Source organism: Pseudomonas sp. FBCC-B1565 (assembly GCF_059133265.1).
On the sequence record NZ_CP101438.1, the window covers coordinates 3,420,680 to 3,438,417 of the forward strand.

Here is a 17,738-nt window from a genome sequence, read left to right on the forward strand (position 1 = left end):
GGTCCCCGAAAATCACCGCAGGGGCAAACTACGCCCAGCGGCGGAACAGCACGCTGGCATTTACGCCGCCAAAGCCGAAACCGTTGGACAGTGCATAGTCAATCGGCATCGGCCGGGCAGCACCGCGCAGCATGTCGAGGCCGTCGGCGAGGGCGTCGGGGTTTTGCAGGTTGAGGGTGACCGGGGCGATCTGGTCGCGCAGGGCAAGCACGGTGAAGATGGCCTCGATACCGCCCGCCGCCCCCAGCAGATGGCCGGTGGCGGATTTGGTCGAACTGATCGCCGGGCTGCCGTTTGCACCGAATACCGTCCTGATCGCGGCCAATTCGCCTTTGTCACCCACCGGCGTCGAGGTGGCGTGGGCATTCAAGTACTGCACCTGGTCTGCGCCGATCCCCGCCTGACGCAAGGCCTGCTGCATCGCTCGGCGTGCGCCGTCGCCGTCTTCCGGGCCGGCGGTCATGTGATAGGCATCGGCACTGGTGCCGTAGCCGACCAATTCGGCAATCGGCTGCGCACCTCGGGCCAGGGCGTGCTCCAGCTCCTCGATGACCAGGATGCCGGCGCCTTCGCCCATGACGAAGCCGTCTCGTGCCTGGTCGAAAGGGCGCGAAGCCTGCTCCGGGCTATCGTTAAAGTCACTGGACAACGCTCGTGCCGCCGCAAACCCGGCAAGGCTGACCCGATGGATCGCTGCTTCGGCACCGCCGCACACCGCCACATCCACTTCACCGGCGCGGATCATGCGCGCCGCATCACCGATGGCTTGCACACCCGCTGCGCAGGCCGTTACCGGCGCACCCAACGGGCCTTTCAACCCGTAGTTGATCGACACATGCCCGGCGGCCATGTTGCTCAGAAAGGAGGGGATGGTGAACGGCGACAAACGCCGCGGGCCTTTGCTGTCGGTGGTGCGTACCGCGTCGGCAATCGCCGGGAAGCCGCCGACACCCGAGGCGATGATGGTCGCGGTGCGTTCCTGCGCTTCGGGCGTGCTCGGCGCCCAGCCGGCCTGCTTCAAGGCTTCATCCGCCGCCGCCAGTGCGAACAGGATGAAGCGGTCCATCTTGCGCTGTTCCTTGGCTGCCAGCAGTCGATCAGGGTCGAACCCGGCGTCTGGATCCTGCTGCACGCTCTGCACCTGGCCACCGATGCTCACGGCCAGGTCTCCGATCAGGTCTTCCGGTAAGCGACGAATACCCGACTGCCCGGCCAGCAGGCGTTGCCAGGTGGATTCCACGTCAGCGCCCAATGGCGTCAGTGCGCCCATACCTGTTACAACGATGCGTTTACTCATGATCAATCGACTCCAGTTGCGGTGAAGGAACAGACCCTGTGGACGTCACTATCATCATGAAAGTAACATGGTGTCACGCACATTGGCACTGACCCACAGGAATCCCCATGCAACGCAAGTCCCTCACCCGCGACGAATGCCCCATCGCCCGCAGCCTTGAACGGGTAGGGGAGTGGTGGAGCATCCTGATCATGCGCGACGCATTGCAGGGCTTGCGTCGGTTCGATGAGTTCTCGCGCAGCCTGGGCATCGCGCCGAATATGCTCACGCGTCGCTTGAACGCGCTGGTGGAGGCGGGGATGCTGGAGCGCCGCGCCTACAGCGAACGACCGCCGCGCCATGAATATGTGCCGACGGCCAAAGGCGAGGATTTCCGCATGGTGCTGATGTCACTGGTGGCTTGGGGCAATCGGCATTACGCCGAAGAGGGCACCAGTGTCGAGTTGGTGGAGCGTGAAACAGGCAAGCCGGTGCAGCCCATGTTGGCCAGCGCGGATGGCCAAGTGGTGGGGTTTGACCAGTGCACGCTACAGGCCGGGCCGGCGGCCAGTGTCGGCATGCGCGAGCGCCTCGCTTTGCTAGGCGCAAAACCCTGATTGCGCAAGTATTTGACGCCAGAAAATAATCCCCTCAAGGCCTGTAAAGTCGCGTATTTCACAGCCGATAGCCCTCTATAAGACACGGGTTTTTTCGCGCCGCTGAGGGTACGTCATGTTCAATACAACACTGAAAACAGAACTGGCGGCCAGGACGGCCGAAGCCACCGAGTACAAAGGACTGATCGGCGCACTGGAGCGCTCCATGGCCGTGGTCGAATTCGACCTGAATGGCAACGTGCTGCGGGCCAACGACAATTTCCTCAAGACCCTGGGCTACAGCGCCAGTCAACTGGCCGGCAAGTCCCATCGCGATTTTTGCCTGCCGGCGCTGACCAGCAGCCCGGCCTACAGCCAGTTCTGGAGTGATTTGAAAGCCGGCAAATTTGTCTCCGGTACGTTCAAGCGCGTGGATGCCAATGGCCGGACCATCTGGCTGGAAGCCAGCTACAACCCGGTGCTCGACGAAAGCGGCCAAGTGCTGAAAGTGGTCAAGTACGCACTGGACGTCACCCATCAAGTGGAGCAGGACGCGGCCACCCGCAGCAAGTTGACGGCCGTGGACCGTGCGATGGCCGTTATCGAGTTCGACTTGAGTGGCCAGGTGCTGGACGCCAACGCGAACTTCCTCAACGTAATGGGCTATTCCCTGGCGGAAATCAAAGGCAAGCACCACCGGCTGTTTTGCGAGCCTGCGCTGGTCAACAGCCATGAATATGCCGACTTCTGGCGCCGCTTGAACAATGGTGAGTTCTTCACCGGGCAATTCAAGCGCCTGGGCAAGCACGGGCGTGTGGTGTGGCTGGAGGCCAGTTACAACCCGGTGTACGACGGCGACGGCAAACTGATCAAGATCGCCAAGTTCGCCAGCGACATCACCGAGCGCGTGGAAAAATTCGAAGAGGACTCTCGTGGCGCCTCACGCGCCTACCATATTTCCTCCGAGACCGAGCGGTTTGCCGAGCATGGCACCCAGGTGATCCAGGAGACCGCCACGGAAATGCGCCGCATCGCCGAGAACATTGGCGCGTCTGCGCGGCTGGTGGGGCAACTGGGCGACCGTTCCGAACAGATCACGGCCATCGTCAATACCATTCGCGGCATTGCCGACCAGACCAACCTGTTGGCGCTCAACGCCGCCATCGAGGCGGCGCGCGCCGGGGACCAGGGGCGTGGTTTCGCGGTGGTGGCCGATGAGGTGCGGCAACTGGCCGGACGCACCAGCCGCTCCACGGCGGAAATCGCCGAGATGATCGGCATGATCCTCTCGGAAACCCGCGACGCGGTGACCAGCATGAACGCGACCCAGGAAGGCGCGCAACGCGGCGTCAGCCTGGCTGATCAGGCGGGTTCGGTGATCCTGCAGATTCGCACCAGCACCAGCGATGCGGTGCAGGCGGTGAGCATGTTCGCGTCGAAACTGGATGAGTCGGAAGTCATACCCAAGACTGCGGTCGGCTGGGTAGGCTGACGCTCTCCATTTGGAGGAGCGAGCAAGCTCGCTCCTCCAGTGGGCCTTGTTTAGAGCAGGGTAAACGGATAGTCGACGATCAACCGCAGCTCGTTCAGGTCACCATCGCGCTGGTCGGCATTCGACGCCACGATCGCATCACGCACACGCAACGACAGATTCTTCGCCGGGCCACTCTGGATTACGTACTTGGCTTCCAGGTCGGTCTCGTGGTGTGCGCCATCCGCACCGTAATTACCGACATAGGCGCTATGGGCCGGCGTGTGGGTGCCATCGATATCCGAGCCGTTGATATAGCGGCCCATGAAACTCAACCCCGGCACGCCATAACTGGCCATGTTCAGGTCATAGCGGATACCCCAGGACTGCTCGCCCGGGCCGTTGAAGTCGTTCCATTGCACCGAGTTGGCCAGGTACACCGAATCGCCGCCTTCGCCGGCGCCGTTGTTGCCGGTGCCGATGTAGTCGAACGGCGTGTCGCCATGCACCTTCTGGAACGACAGCGTCAGGGTGTGCGCCTGCAGGAACGAATACGCCGCCGCCACCGAGTAGGTGGTATTGTTGATCGCCCCGGCCTTGGCGCTGCCAGTGTCGAGGGTGCGGTACAGGTTGCCGTCCAGCGTCAGGGACTGGTCATGCGCCAACGGGATCACGTAGTTGAGGTTGGTGTAGTACTGGCGCCAGATGTCTTCCAGTTCACCGGCATACAGCGTCGCGCTCAGGGACGGGCTGAAGCTGTACTTGCCGCCGACAAAACTTGCGCTGTTGGCGGCGATGTTGGCGTAGGTGGCGTAGATATCGTGGTCATGGTTGCTGGTCATGCCACTGTTGGTGCTGGTGAAATGCCCGGCTTCCAGGTCCAGGCCGGCGATTTCGCTGCTGGTCAGGTCAAACCCGGTGGCGGTCTGCGGCAACAGGCGAGTGCCGCCGGTGGCGAAGACCGGGGCGGTGGGCTGCATGTCGCCGAATTTGAGCTGGGTCTTGGAGACTTTGATCTTCACTGCGGCGCCGACTGAGCCGTAGGCGTCTTCGGGATCGCCATGGCGGTCGGTCGGCAGGTTGCCGGTGCCGGCGTCCGCATGGGTGGCATCGAGTTTCAGCCCGCCGTAGGCATAGGCGTCCACGCCGAAGCCGAGGGTGCCCTGGGTGAAACCCGAGGCGTAGTTGAGCATTGCGCCCTGGGTCCAGTCGATATTATCGGCCCGGCCGCCTTCACGGTTGCGGTTCATGTAGTAGTTGCGCAACAACCCGGTGACGCTGCTGCCCTCGACAAATCCCTTGGCATCCGCCTGGTCGCTGACCGACTCGGCAAAGGCCATCTGGCTGATACCGGCACACACCGCCAGTGCCAATAGGCTCGACTGTTTAATCATATTGTGACTTCCCCGGAATAATGAACGCGCACAGAAACACCGCACTTATTGAATGGCGCATAACGTTGTTTGGGCAGATGTTTGCAGGTGAGCTGTTACGGTTTTTTATTGTGTTCGGCGTGGTTGCCGAGGTGGATTCCAGGCACAGTCTGCGCGGCCGGCAGCGGGTCAAGGGATGAAACTCAATTAATTTAACTTCACGCTGTTTAATTTCTTTCGGGTGTACGTTGAACCTGTCTTAGCCGCTCTGCTTCGACAACATCCTTTGGTTGCCGCCGCAGGCTCTGCGGCGGATTTTTTCACAACATTTCACAAGCTGGGTTTCATCCCTTCGGCATCGGTGCATCAGTGGCTTGCAAGGCGCGCGACGTCGACCCACTAGGTCGGCCTGTCATCTTTCAGTAACCCTCAAGGTCTTTGCTCTCCTGACCGGCCCGACATGATCGCCCATGACGATCATGCACTGGCCCCCGTCATCAAGGAGCACGCGCATGTCAGCACCGGTCAGCAATGCACCCGCGATCAAGACTGTCACGAATAACGATTCCAGCGCCGAATGGGGTAACGCGGTCGATCGGGCCAAGGCCAAGGACGCCGGTATCGAATGGCAGCGCCCCAAGGATGACCACCGCTCGGCCCAAGACATCATCGACGATAGCCCGCTGCTGAAGAACCTCGGCAACCAGAGCGGAGTGAAGGACAAGTTGCGCGAACGTGTCGGTGATTTTGAGCACGATGCGGACGCGGCTTATCGCGCCAACCAGGTGCTGGGCCACGTCGAGCGCTTCGATGAAAACGGTTCGCGCCTGGCTGGCAACACGATCGACAATGGTCGCGTGGACGGTTTCACCAAGGGCGGCGATGCCAAGCACGGCACCGAGGCCGGGCGCCTTCAAGACTTCGGCAAGTATGGCTGGGAGAACCTCAAGGGCGAGCTGCCGCACGCGGACACGGTGGGCCAGGACGATAAGCGCCGTGAGGCGGCGGACAAGGCTGGCATCGTCTGGGTGCTGCCGGAGGGCGACAAGCGTTCGGCGCAGGACATCATCAATGACAACCCGTTGCTGAAGAACCTTGGCAACCAGAGTGGGGTGAAGGATGCGTTGAAAGAGCAGGTCGGGGACTTCGACAAGGACCCGAACGCGGCCTTCCGTGCCAGCCAGGTGCTCGACCGGGTGGTGGGTTATGACGAGAAAGGCAACGCGTTGACAGGCAAGGATGTGGCCAACAGCAGTGTCGACGGCTTTACCAAGAGCGGTGAAGCGCGCCATGGCACCGAAGCGGGGCGCTTGCAGGATTTCGGCAAGTACGGTTACGAAGCGCTGGTCAAGCCCCCGTCCAACGACCAGATCGGTAGCTACAAAGACTTTCTCAAGACCCATCCGGAGGCCGACGCAGGCTCCAGGCAGATCGCTCAGTACGGCGCGATCCTGGATGCCAAGTTCGATTCGATCCGCGGCAAGACCGGCGGCGATGGCGCTGTCACCGAACAGAATATCAAGGACTACCTCAAGCAAAACCCGCAACTGAGCAAGGACGAGAAAGAGGCGCTCAACTTCTTCGCCCAGCCTGGCGCCTTCCGCAAGCTCGACACCGCCGGCAACAGTATCGGTGATAAGCCCGACGGCAAGGTCAGCCGCGACGACGTGCAGGCCTGGCTGAAGACATCCGCACCCACCGATGCCCGGAGTCTGGCCAGCCTGATCACCGACGTGGCCACCGGTAACCTCACGGGCAAGGTCGCCACCAGCAAGCTGGACAAGGACATCTTCGAGCATCCGGAAAAGTACTCGGCCGAGCAGAAGGCCGCAGTGCTGCTGGAACTGCAGGAGACGCAGAAACTTGTGGTCGACGGCGCCAACGCCGGGGTCTGGAACAGCGACTATGGCAAGGTTTCCATCGCCAACCGCTCGGGCGCGATCTGGGAGCCGCAAAAGCTGCTGCAAGACATCAACGACCACATGGCCATCTTGCAGGGCGACAAGCCAACTGCCGAGTACATCAAGAACGCCGGCGACCAGGCGGTGAAGACCCTGTTTGAAGAGAATCCCGGCCTGAAGGACGCCGTTACCAAGACCTATGAGGACCAGGTCAAGTCCGGCAAGGCCCTGGACGCCGCGTGGGACGCCAACACCAAGGACGGCAAGACCGACCAGCACACAGCGCTAGCCGGTTTCTACGCCACCGCCACCAGCCTGCAGTCGATTCTGGGTATCGACGATGCCAAGGCGATCCAGGGCGCGGTCGCCAAATCCACGCATAACGAAGACTTCAAGACCTTCTACAAGGATCAGTTGGCCAGTGGCGACCGCCTGCGTGAGTTGCTCAAGCACAACACGCCCGAGCAGGCCGCCTCGGAGTTCAGCCTGGAAGTAGCGCTTTATAACGCCGCGCTCGATCCGGCCTTCACGGCCCAGCACGACCAACAGCTCAACGAGAATTTCTCCAGCATCGCCCAGGAGAACCTGTTCAAGGGGGCTGGCTTCGACGACATCAAGACCGCTTTCGGCAAGGACGGCGGCGCGGAGTTGGACGAAGACAAGGTCCGCACGTTGATCGACCAAATGCGCAAGGAAAGTCCCGAGCTGCTGCTGAACCAGGACGGCACCGTGGCCACCACCGACCAGGTCCTGGCGGGTTTCCGTGGCAACTGGGACCTGCTCCGCCAGGGCACCAAGGCCCTGGACAAGATGGGCAAGTTGTCGGACTTCGACCCCAATGGCGGCGCCAAAGGCGCCTACGGCAGCGGTGTACTGCATGGTGTAAGCGGCCTGTTCCTGGCGGGTGTCACCATTGCACGCGGGGCGCAGAGCGGTGGAAAGCTGACCACGCGCAACATCGTCGACATCACCACCGGCTCCGTGCAGACCACCACCGTGCTGATCGAGGGCGGCACCAAGGGCTACCAGGAACACCTCGCCAAGTCGATCAAGAACGGTGAGCAGACCCTCAAGGATATGAAAGACGGCAAGGTCATGCTCGACCTGCTCGATGAGGTCAAGGACAACGTCAAGGATGGCAAGCACGCCAAGGTCGTGGCGAAGAACTTCGAGGAAGCCGCCAAAGGTATCGGCGGCCTGGCCGGCATCGTCGCCGGGGCGTATGGCATTTTTGATGGCGTCAACGCGTTGCGTCGTGGCGACAAGCTGAGCGGTGGCTTCGGCATTACCGCAGGCTCGCTGGGTGTGCTGGCCGGCAGCGCCTCGGCCGCGGAGGGCGGCCTGGGTTTACTCGGGGCGAACCTGCCACGGTTTCTCCCGGGCCTGGCGGCCACGGCGGGCGTGCTGGGCTTCCTGGCGGCTGGCGTGGCGGTACTGGCGGCCATCGTGCCCGGCCTGGTCAAGGAAGGACAGGCACAGGCCAAGTCGGATAAGTTCGGCGAAGTGCTGGGGGATTCAATCCAGCGTTATGGCATCGATGGCGTCAAGGATGGAACGATTGCCGATATTCCTACCAAGGATTGGCCAGGCGGGGAGCAATGGACTTCGTGAGATAGGCTCGCCCACCGGTGCCGGTGACCCGACATCGGTGGGCGTTCTGATTCTGGAGTCACTTGAACGTCACCCGCCATAGCCGCGTGGCCAGGTGATACGTCACCACCAGGCTGAACCGGAACCAAACACCCACCGCCACCATCACCCATAACAGAAAGGGGTACTTGCGACGAAAGAACTTCCGATAGAAGTGCAATATGCCCCTGTGCTTATGCCATTCGACGAAGTAAGGCCGATGTTGGCTGCAGCCGCCCAATGCGTGGGTTACCCGGGCGTCCGGCACAAACAGGACGACCCATCCAGCCTGGCGCAAACGCATACACCAATCCAGGTCTTCGCAATGCAGGAAGTAGCGTTCGTCCCATAAGCCGATGTGCTCGATGGTTTCCCGCTTGATCAGCATACAGGCGCCGGAGATGGCTTCCACGGCAATGGGCGTGGAGGGCAATGGCTCCTGGTGCAATAAAAAATCAGAGAACAGCGACGGCATTACCCGCGCAAGGCGCGACAGGCCAAAGGCCCGCATGAATGCGCGCCGTGGGGTTGGGAATACCCGCCGCCCGCCCGGTTGCTCACGGCCGTCCAGGCCGCACAGTAACCCACCGACGGCGCCGACGTGCGGGGTGCTACGCAGTACGGCGAGTAAACGGGCTATCGCATCGGCGGCGATCACGGTGTCGGGATTGAGGAAGAGCAGGTTCGCCGCCGTGGAAAGGCGCGCGCCCTGGTTGCAGGCCACGGCGAAACCGAGGTTGGCCTCATTGCGCATGATGTGCAGTGAATCGCTGAGGAGAGGCTCGCCCTCCAACAGGCCCAGGCTATCATCGTGGGAAGCGTTATCAATGACGATGATCCGCGTCGCCCCCGCGTTGAAAACCGATGTGACACAGGCCAACAGCATCTGCCCTGCGTTGTAGTTGACGATAATGACATCGCACTCAGCCTGGGCTTGCGAGGTGAGCAACACGTGCTTTTGAGGTGTTTCCAGTACAGCCAACGTCGCCACTCCCTGTGTACTCAAGGTATTGCCGTAGAAAAACGAACCGTCCACGAGTTATCACGACGAAAACTCCGGGTCTGCTCATCTGATGGATTGAAACGCAGGGCTTTTTCCATCGCCGCGCCGACCCCTTCGGGGCCGTCCAGCAAAAACGTGCCAGGGCAAGCGCCCCGGTGCGCCATCTCGCCAAACACGGTGCTGATCACCGGCAGGCCGAGTGCGCGGTACTCGTAGTATTTGATGGGGTCGACAAACTGTGTCAGCGCGTCGCATTTGAAGGGGATCAGCCCGATATCGAAGCCAGCCATGGCGGCCATGGCATCCGGGTGCGAGAGCTCCCCGATCAATTGGATATTGCTGGGCAGATCCCCAGGCGGGCGTGTGTGTATTGGCCCGACCAAGCGTATTTGCGCCAGGGGAAATGCCTCGGCAAGCGCCACGACGATTTCCCAGGCGAACCACTTCGCAATAGTGCCGACATAGCCCACCACCAGCGGGTTGGCGTTTCCTGCGTGCCTGGTGATGCGGTAAGGAAGACGCTCTGTGGCACAGGCGTTGCCGAGTAATGTCACCCTGTCGCAATACGTCGACAATTGCGCGTGCAGCGCGGAGGAGGATGTCAGCACGGTGGAGACGGTTTGCGCTGTTGTCCGCTGGCGCCGCGCCATGGCCCGACGCGATAAGCCGGTATAAAACTCGCAGAAGTTGTCCATGGCGTCGTAGAAACTTGCTTCAAACAACGGTTCTCGCAGCAGCATTGACGCTAGGCAAGAGGGTTTTCCAATGCCCAGCACCGTGGGCTGCAGTGCCAATTGCCGCACGCGCGTAAACAGGGGTTGCCAGAGCAGTCGGTTGACCCACCCTGAACCCGCAATAGGCTCGATGGGTAGGGCGCGGGCCCGGTACACCGTGAGCCAGGGGGGGACTTCGGTGTGCCCGGGTGCTGGCTGGGGACGACGTAGATCGCTCAGAGCAGGGAGACGCGTGGGGTAGGGGTCTATCCAAAGCACGGGTTGTTGGTGTGTCTCATGGAAACATCGAACCAGCTCATGGGGACGCTGGCTGAAACTGTGCCAGGGGGTTGGGGAAAGGTAGATCAGGCGCATATGAAAAAATGCTCCACCAGCACCTGGACGATGCGCTCTGCAGCCCTGCCATCCCCATAGGGGGAGTGATCCTTGATCATCGCCGCGTAAAGGCTGTCGTTGTCGAGGAGCGACTGCACCGACTCGACGATGTCATCGGTGCGGGTGCCAATCAGTTGGACCATGCCATGTGCCACGGCCTCCTGGCGTTCGGTTTCATTGCGCAATACCAGTACAGGCACTCCCAGAGCCGGCGCCTCCTCTTGAATGCCGCCGGAATCACTCACGACCAGGTAGGCGCTTTTCATCACGCGGATAAACCTGTGGTAGCCCATGGGCGAGCACAGGTCGACGCGTGCATGCCGGCCCAAGGCAGTCTCTATCGGAACTTTCACATTCGGATTCGGGTGGACGGGAAGTATCACCCGAAGGTCCTCATTACGCTCCACCAGCGTATGAAGCGCCGTGCAGATGTCACGCAAGGGGGCGCCAAAACTCTCCCTGCGGTGCAAGGTCACCAGCAATACGCGCTGTCCATCAGACGGCCGCTCGCAGGCCACGTCGTCGCGGCTGAGGCTAAGGTGCAAAGCATCGATCACCGTGTTTCCCACGACATGGATACGGTGCTCGGCAATACGTTCGCCAAGCAGGTTGCTGCGTGCTGCCTGGGTGGGCGCGAAGTGCCATTTCGCGATTGTGCTGGCCAGGGTTCGGTTGAGCTCTTCCGGGAACGGGTTGCCAAGGTCGCCTGTGCGCAGTCCTGCTTCCACATGGCCAAAGGGTATTTGCAGGTAAAAGCAGGCGAGTGCGGTTGCGAACACCGTCGTGGTGTCTCCTTGCGCCAGTACGGCGTCGGGGCGCCACTCGATCAGTAACTGTTCAAGTTGGGTCAGCAGGCGGCTGGTGAGCGCGCTCAGCGATTGGTCGGCGCGCATCAGGTCAAGGTCCATATCCGGCACGAGGCCGAATTCGTGCAGCGCCTGGTCCATCAATTCACGATGCTGAGCCGTCGCTACCACACGGCAGTCGAACAGCGTCGAGCGCTTGAGCGCCTGGATGACCGGCGCCATCTTGATGACTTCCGGGCGCGTGCCCACCACGACCATCACTTTGCATGTCTGCATGACGTCATCCATGGCGATGGGGTATCCAGGTTCCCCACTTGCTTTCATAAATCGCTTTGTTGCGTTCAAACAGCGCTTGGCGTGCCTGCGTTCCCATCAGCTTGAAGCTGGCGGACAAGTGATGGTGAATGAATACATCCCGTGCGCAGGCGTTGAAATAGCCCGCTTGTTCGACCCGCCGACAGTAGTCGTCATCCTCGAAGAAGCCACAGCCAAACGCTTCATCCAGCGGCCCCACCTGAGCATAGGTGCTGCGACGCAACATGACGCAAAAGAATGCCAGGGTAGGCAGGGCAAACCATTCGCCCAGGTGCCTGTAGGTGTAAAGACGAGCGTGTCGCGGCATTTCGGCAAGCGAGTATTCGATGTTCACCTTCGCCTGGTTACCGATATTGTTCGTGACCGGGCCGATCAGCCCTATGCCGGGGTTATGGTCCAGGTGATTGCGCAGTGTATGCGCCCACCCCGGCGTGACCTGGGTGTCGTTGTTGAGCAGCACGAGGTAGTCGCCGGTGGCGGCCGCGAGTCCCTGGTTGTTCGCCGCGGAAAAGCCGCGATTGTCCGGGTTGAGGATGACGTGGTGCCCGTGGACGCGGGCCCAGTGTTCGAGAAATGCGGGCGTGCCATCGCTGGAGCCGTTGTCGACCACGATAATTTCCAGTGCCGCGCTCTTGGGATCGGCAAGCAAACTACCGAGGCACGCCTGGGTGAGCGCCAGGTTGTTGTAAGTCACCACAATCACGCTGATATCACGGGCACGTCGTGCGGGCTCAGTGGCGCCCAGTAACGCCTCAAGTCGATGGGCCCAGGACTGGGACGCAGCGAATGCCCTGCGTTGGTTGCCTTGTATGCCTGGCGGTTCTGCGAGCGCCTGGGCGACGCCGTCGATGAACGCCCCGGGTGTTCGGGCGCGATAGACCCACTCGCCAAACTGGTGGGCCTCAGGGAGATCCACGGTCACCACGGGTTTCCCGGCGCTGAGGTACTCGTAGACTTTCAGTGGGTTGGTGGCGAGCGTCAGCGGTGTAACCCGAAAGGGCAACAGGCACACATCCATGGCATGCAGGTAGTCGGGAAGGGCGCTGTAGGCGACCTCGCCAGTGAACACGACATTGGGGTATTGGCCGAGCTTGTGTTGGACGTGGGCGGTGTCGGCACCGATCAGCAGTATCACATGGTGTGCAAAGGCTTGGGCCGTCGCTGCAACGAGGTCGCTGTCGAACCAGTCGGCGATTGCGCCGTAGTAGCCAATGATCTTGCGACCTTGCGGGTCTTGGTAGACCGAGGCGGGACGCCGCGAGAAGAACTCGTAGTCGGCCGCGTTCCGTACCACGATGCGTTGTTGCGACGCCACCTGTTCCCATTGTTGGGCAAGCCAGTCAGAGGTGAAAATAATGGCCTGGGCTTCGCGGACCAATTGTTGCTCAAGCCCTAGAATCCGAGCGTCGTTGTTGCCGAAACCTTGGTGATGATCGATGCAGTCATACACCAGTCGGTTGTTCGGCGCGGCCTTGGCCACTTCGAGCCAGAAAGGATGATGAACCAGTGAGACTGTCTCGGTGGGCTGAGTAGAGAGCAACAGCTCGCCGAGGCCTGTTCGCAATTGCGTCACCTGGGCCGGGGACGGCGCTGTCGAGTAGATGGAAGGTACTTTGCTGAGGCGCAGGCGAATTTCGAACAGGTTCCCCCGTTCATCAAGCGGGCGTATGGAAAACCCGGGGGACTGGGACTCTTGCAGGCTGCTCCCCACGTAGAAAACCCGCCGCCCGCTGGCACTGAGCGTACGTGCGAGCTGTTGTGGCCGCTGATGACGAAAATCCCAGTCGATCACCCCCCAGATGATGTAGTCGGGACCATTGGGGGCCGCTAGCATCACCTTGAGTTGCCGACGTGAGACGCTGCCATGCAGCGGTCGGCGTAACCACGTGAACAACCGGTTGTGGAGGCGCGCAGACAGCCACCGGCGAAGCGCCCTGGGTAACGGCAGCTGGCGATAACAAGTGCGCAGGCGCTCGATCAGCGTGGCTTTAGCGCCCGTCATGGCCGCGCACCTCGTATTCCGGGTAGTCATGTAACGGTGTGGTATCGCCCTGCGGCCACATGGAGCTGCTGGAGCCCGGTCGGTAGAACGTGACGGTGACACTGCGCCGGGACGTGGGGCTACTGTCTATCACTCGGGAAACCGCATGCCAGGAGTTATCGCTGCGAACCAGCACCGCTGAGTTACCGATCAAGGGCTGGACCTCCTCGATGATGTGGGTGGGGTCTTGGGAACCGAGAATTTGCAAGCATCCGCCCCGGCATGGGTGCCATGATTCATTGAAATAGAGAATATGGGTGACGACCTTGTCGGGCAGGTCGGGGTGGGGGCCGAGGTTGGCGCCCGGGCCATAGTGAAACAGGTTGGCTTCCATGGGGGCGTCGTGCAGATCGATACCGGTCAACAGCCCGAGTGCCCGTCGATAGGCCGGTAAAGTCAGGGTTTGTGCGAGCTGCAGCCACTGCGCGCTGAGCGCCTGGGGGTTAGCCACTTGGCCATTAGTCATTGAAACCAATTGCCTGGCTTCGTATTCGTAGTTTTTCTCGCCGCCATAGCCCTTGACCACTTTGAAGTGATCGCGAGGGTAGGTTTCAGCCAGCGCCGTGGCATTTTCGTGGCTATACAGGTTGCCGATTTGTGCCCAGTGGAACGGCTGGAGCTGTAACGGATGGTGGGCAATTTTTTCCAAGTCGATCATTGAGCATTCCTTGCCATAAACTTTTTGAATCGGTGAAAAACACCACGCCCATCTGCCTGGGCGAGTTGGCGTCTGGCGTCCCTGAGCTCACCTTGTTGTGTTTGCATGTTTTCGAATACTGCGGGCAAGGACTGCAAGACGCGGTTCATCACCTGCGGCTCACCCGCTCGACGGGTGACAATGAGTTCGGCCACCTGGTCCCAGTGCTCGTGTAGCTGTTTCACCGCAAGTTGGGTGGCTGGGGACAATGGCTGCCTGCCAAGTTGCGCAAAAAACCACTGCGGGTCGAGCGGATGGTCATGACGCAACTGGAAGACACGCCCGTAAGCCGGTAACGCTGTGAATTTCCCCGTATCCAGGTGCGCCGAACAAAACACCGGTAGACCAAAGGCGATGGCACTGATGGCTAAATGATAACTGTGGCCTATCACCCCAACCGAATGAGCGATCAGCTCAGCGAGCAGTAAAGGTGAGGGCCAGAACGGTAACGTCATCGAGCGATCAAGCGTCGGCCCTAGTGCCGACGCATGATCGCCAAGCACCGGGCCGATCGGCAGGATCAGCAACTGCACATGCGCCAACGCAGGACTGGCGCTGCGCCAAAGATCGAGGAATGTATGCAGGCCGTCTGCGGCGTGTACGAAGAGGTAAGGTTTATCCAGCTCGTATTGGCTCAAGAGGTCGCGCAGTTGCGCAGATGGCCGCTGTACATCCACCAGTTGGGCCAGGCCGAACGCTGTATCCGGCAGCACCTCGATGCGCGCGTGTTGGCTCACTGACTGCAAGGCCGTTTGAGTCAAGGCATCACGCACTTTGACATGCGGGCTGTGTTCGATGGCAAGTGCCAGTAGCGGCCTGGCCCAGTCAGGGACGTCGTTGCAATGCATGCCTGGCGCGTTCCAGATCAAGGGAACGCCGTGTTGCAATGCCATCAGGGCGGGAACCAGCCAATAGCCGGTTGGGTGATGAATAGCGGGATCGGGCGGCAGGTAGCCGTCAGCGACAAATTTATCGAAGCGGATGATGAAGCCGCCGCCGATCAGCGTGGCATCCAGGCTATGCGCGATTGCTGGCAGTTCGGTCAGGGAGGTGACTGCATAGGGCCATTCTCCGACGGTTTTCCCGTGATAGGAAAACCGGTGCATCCTGACCGCGCCCAAGCGGCGCGACAGTTCCGCCTCGGCGATGATGGGAAACAACAGGTCGCCATAATTGGCTACGTCGAATGTGCCGTGGATCGCAATCTGCCAGGTTCTGGTCTTATCGTTAGCCAAGTGAAGTGCCATCCTTGAGATGCTGGCCCTGGGGTAGCCGTTCGACGCCGAGGTCGACGATGCCGAGAAAGTCGTTGCCGAGTACCAACGTATCGAACGACAAGAGCGCGACCTGTTTTTCGATCAGTTGGGCGCTCTCCTCGGTATGGCCATTCATGAGTTTCAAGGTGATGTGATATCGGCCGGCGGCAAAGCGCGAACGGAACCGAGCGGTAAGGGAGGCTTTGCACCAGCCGTCATGCGGCGGTTCGCGCAACAACTTCAGGTTGGCCCCGCCGATCACCAGTAAACGCGGTTCCTGGATAGTCAGGCTGATACTTGGCAAGGTGATCGATTCACGCACCATGGCCTCCACCCGCACCTCAATCATGTCGTCGTGCACAAAGGTGGAATGCACTTCCTGGGTATTAACGAAGTACGCCGTGAGAATGCGACCTTCGTCAGTACCAAAGGCGATCCCGTCTTTGTTCGCCAGGTGCGCCTTTGGCACCACGGCCACAGCATCAGCACTGGACTCGCGACGTTGCTCATCACGCACATCCAGCAAGTAGCGCTCGGCAACCTCCTCGGGCGGCCCGCTGGCGCGGATTTCCCCGGCGCGCAGGTAAACCGCCCGTTTGCAGAAGCGCTTGACCATGTTCAGGTCGTGGGACACGAAAAGTAGCGTGGTACCGCGTGCCGTGAGCGCCTCCAAACGTTGCAGGCACTTGAACTGGAACGAGGCATCCCCCACGGCGAGTGCTTCGTCGACGATCAGGATGTCGGGGTCCACCCAGACGGACACCGCGAAGGCAAGGCGCATAAGCATGCCACTGGAATAGGTCCTGGTGGGCTGTTCGATAAAGTCGCCGATGCCGGCAAAGTCGGTGATGTCGTTGAAGCGGCGTTCGATTTCGGCGCGGCTCAGCCCCAGGATGGCACCATTGAGGAATACATTTTCCCGACCACTGAAGTCGGGGTTAAAGCCGGAGCCCAACTCCAGCAACGCCGCGATCCGACCTTGGCACACAACGTTGCCGGTGGACGCGCTGAGCGTCCCGCAGATCAATTGCAGGAGCGTGGATTTACCGCTGCCATTGCGGCCGATGAGGCCTATTGCTTCACCTTTTTCGATGGTCAGTGTGACGTCCCTTACCGCCCAGAGTTCGCGGTAATGCGGGGCCTTTCCAGGCAACAGCAGTTGTTTCAATCGGTCCTGGGGCCGATCATAAATCCGAAAAAATTTCCCTAGGCCGGTGAGCTGCACCGCGATATCAGAGGACATCGGCAAACCCGCTGCGCATTCGCTGGAAACCCTGAAAGCCAAGCCACGCCACGCAGCAGGACATCGACAAACCCAGCGACCAGGTCAGCGGGTCGATCAACTTGCCCCAGAACAGGACATCCCGGACCTGCTCGATGATCAACGCGATGGGGTTGAGTAACAGGACCGCCTGGTAGGCCTCAGGCAATACGTTGATGGGGTAAAACACTGCCGAAACAAACAGCAGGGCCGTCGTCAGTGCCGTGGTCACTTGGCTGATATCGCGCAGATAAACGCCAAGCCCGGCCAAAAGCCAGGAAACCCCTAGGGAAAACAACACCAGAGGCAACAGTACCAACGGCAGGAGGAGGGCGGTGAGCGGGGGCGGACCGAGCAGAAGCAGGTGGAAAACCAACCAGATGACCAAGCTCGCGGTTGTGTGAGCCAGGACGGAACCCAGCGATACCCAGGGCAGTATCTCCAGGGGGAATATCACCTTCTTCACGTAGTTTGCGTTCTGAACGATCAGGGTAGGTGCGCGCTGCATGCACTCTGCAAAGATATTGAAGACCAACAGGCCGGCAAATACCAGCAACGCAAATTCCCCTCGGGATTCGCTCGCCCCCAACCACTTCTGTTTGAACATCACGCTGAACACCAAGGTGTAGACCAGCAACATCAACAGCGGATTCAGGAACGACCACGCCAGGCCTATCACCGATCCCCTGTAACGTCCCAGGATGTCGCGCTTAATCATCGAACTCAGCAGTTCACGGTGTGCCCAGGGGCTGGAAAAAATCCCGTTCGATGCCTTCGCCACATCCCGTGATTGGCCTCGGATCGCGATTTTCATTTTGGCTTGCAAGTGTCATCCCTGATAAGTCGAGTACTGTTCATAGCGTGTGCCAACCAAACCTTGACTCTCAACCGAGGTGTGGGCTGTTACCGTTGGCACATGACTGAAAGTAGTTCAAAAAGGGGAATTTACAAATGGCGTGCGCAGCGGACGAAACCTTTGAAGAGAGGCTGGTCCCATTGAAGCA

At 60.5% G+C, this 17,738-nt stretch carries 13 protein-coding genes; 3 read left to right on the forward strand and 10 right to left on the reverse strand.

Features of this window, described 5'->3' with window-relative positions; all coding sequences use genetic code 11:
* Nucleotides 1-28: 28 nt before the first annotated feature.
* Nucleotides 29-1,297, reverse strand: a complete 1,269-nt coding sequence (fabF, locus tag NL123_RS16100; RefSeq protein ID WP_494355764.1) for a beta-ketoacyl-ACP synthase II — start codon at nucleotides 1,295-1,297, stop codon at nucleotides 29-31.
* 107 nt (nucleotides 1,298-1,404) lie between these two features.
* On the opposite strand from fabF, the gene NL123_RS16105 reads away from it, so the two are divergent.
* A complete protein-coding gene (locus NL123_RS16105; RefSeq protein ID WP_494355765.1) occupies nucleotides 1,405-1,893 on the forward strand; it encodes a winged helix-turn-helix transcriptional regulator in 489 nt (162 codons plus the stop codon).
* Between the two features lie 115 nt (nucleotides 1,894-2,008).
* Nucleotides 2,009-3,364, forward strand: coding sequence for a methyl-accepting chemotaxis protein (locus NL123_RS16110; protein WP_494355766.1), 1,356 nt, complete (start codon nucleotides 2,009-2,011; stop codon nucleotides 3,362-3,364).
* Nucleotides 3,365-3,414: 50 nt separating this feature from the next.
* Here the strand turns inward: NL123_RS16110 and NL123_RS16115 are convergent, their stop codons facing one another.
* Entirely contained in the window at nucleotides 3,415-4,737 is a 1,323-nt protein-coding gene (locus tag NL123_RS16115) for an OprD family porin (RefSeq protein WP_248481552.1), read from the reverse strand.
* Nucleotides 4,738-5,228: 491 nt separating this feature from the next.
* Here NL123_RS16115 and NL123_RS16120 point away from each other — a divergent pair, with 491 nt between their 5' ends.
* Nucleotides 5,229-8,228 (forward strand): type III effector HrpK domain-containing protein, encoded by a 3,000-nt coding sequence (locus tag NL123_RS16120; RefSeq protein WP_494355767.1) that lies wholly within the window; start codon nucleotides 5,229-5,231, stop codon nucleotides 8,226-8,228.
* Between the two features lie 58 nt (nucleotides 8,229-8,286).
* On the opposite strand, the gene NL123_RS16125 is transcribed toward NL123_RS16120, so the two are convergent.
* The 8 genes from NL123_RS16125 to NL123_RS16160 all read right to left on the reverse strand — a co-directional run bounded on the left by NL123_RS16125 (nucleotide 8,287) and on the right by NL123_RS16160 (nucleotide 17,452).
* A complete protein-coding gene (locus tag NL123_RS16125) occupies nucleotides 8,287-9,282 on the reverse strand; it encodes a glycosyltransferase family 2 protein (protein WP_494355768.1) in 996 nt (331 codons plus the stop codon).
* The gene (locus NL123_RS16130; protein ID WP_248481548.1) at nucleotides 9,249-9,989 is read right to left on the reverse strand and encodes a glycosyltransferase family protein; all 741 of its coding nucleotides are present in this window, start codon (nucleotides 9,987-9,989) and stop codon (nucleotides 9,249-9,251) included. Before NL123_RS16130 ends, NL123_RS16125 begins: the two co-directional genes overlap by 34 nt.
* Nucleotides 9,990-10,327: 338 nt before the next feature.
* Nucleotides 10,328-11,452 (reverse strand): non-hydrolyzing UDP-N-acetylglucosamine 2-epimerase, encoded by a 1,125-nt coding sequence (wecB, locus tag NL123_RS16135; protein WP_248481547.1) that lies wholly within the window; start codon nucleotides 11,450-11,452, stop codon nucleotides 10,328-10,330.
* Nucleotides 11,445-13,481, reverse strand: a complete 2,037-nt coding sequence (locus NL123_RS16140; protein ID WP_494355769.1) for a glycosyltransferase — start codon at nucleotides 13,479-13,481, stop codon at nucleotides 11,445-11,447. The genes wecB and NL123_RS16140 overlap by 8 nt, the downstream gene beginning before the upstream one ends.
* On the reverse strand, nucleotides 13,468-14,178 hold the full coding sequence (locus NL123_RS16145) for a 2OG-Fe(II) oxygenase (RefSeq protein WP_248481545.1): 711 nt from the start codon (nucleotides 14,176-14,178) through the stop codon (nucleotides 13,468-13,470). Before NL123_RS16145 ends, NL123_RS16140 begins: the two co-directional genes overlap by 14 nt.
* Nucleotides 14,175-15,452 (reverse strand): polysaccharide pyruvyl transferase family protein, encoded by a 1,278-nt coding sequence (locus tag NL123_RS16150; RefSeq protein WP_494355770.1) that lies wholly within the window; start codon nucleotides 15,450-15,452, stop codon nucleotides 14,175-14,177. Before NL123_RS16150 ends, NL123_RS16145 begins: the two co-directional genes overlap by 4 nt.
* Nucleotides 15,445-16,641 carry an ABC transporter ATP-binding protein gene (locus tag NL123_RS16155; RefSeq protein ID WP_248481543.1) on the reverse strand — a complete coding sequence of 399 codons (1,197 nt, stop codon included), beginning with the start codon at nucleotides 16,639-16,641 and terminating at the stop codon, nucleotides 15,445-15,447. Before NL123_RS16155 ends, NL123_RS16150 begins: the two co-directional genes overlap by 8 nt.
* A gap of 64 nt (nucleotides 16,642-16,705) precedes the next feature.
* Nucleotides 16,706-17,452 (reverse strand): ABC transporter permease, encoded by a 747-nt coding sequence (locus NL123_RS16160; RefSeq protein WP_494358314.1) that lies wholly within the window; start codon nucleotides 17,450-17,452, stop codon nucleotides 16,706-16,708.
* Nucleotides 17,453-17,738: the final 286 nt, after the last annotated feature.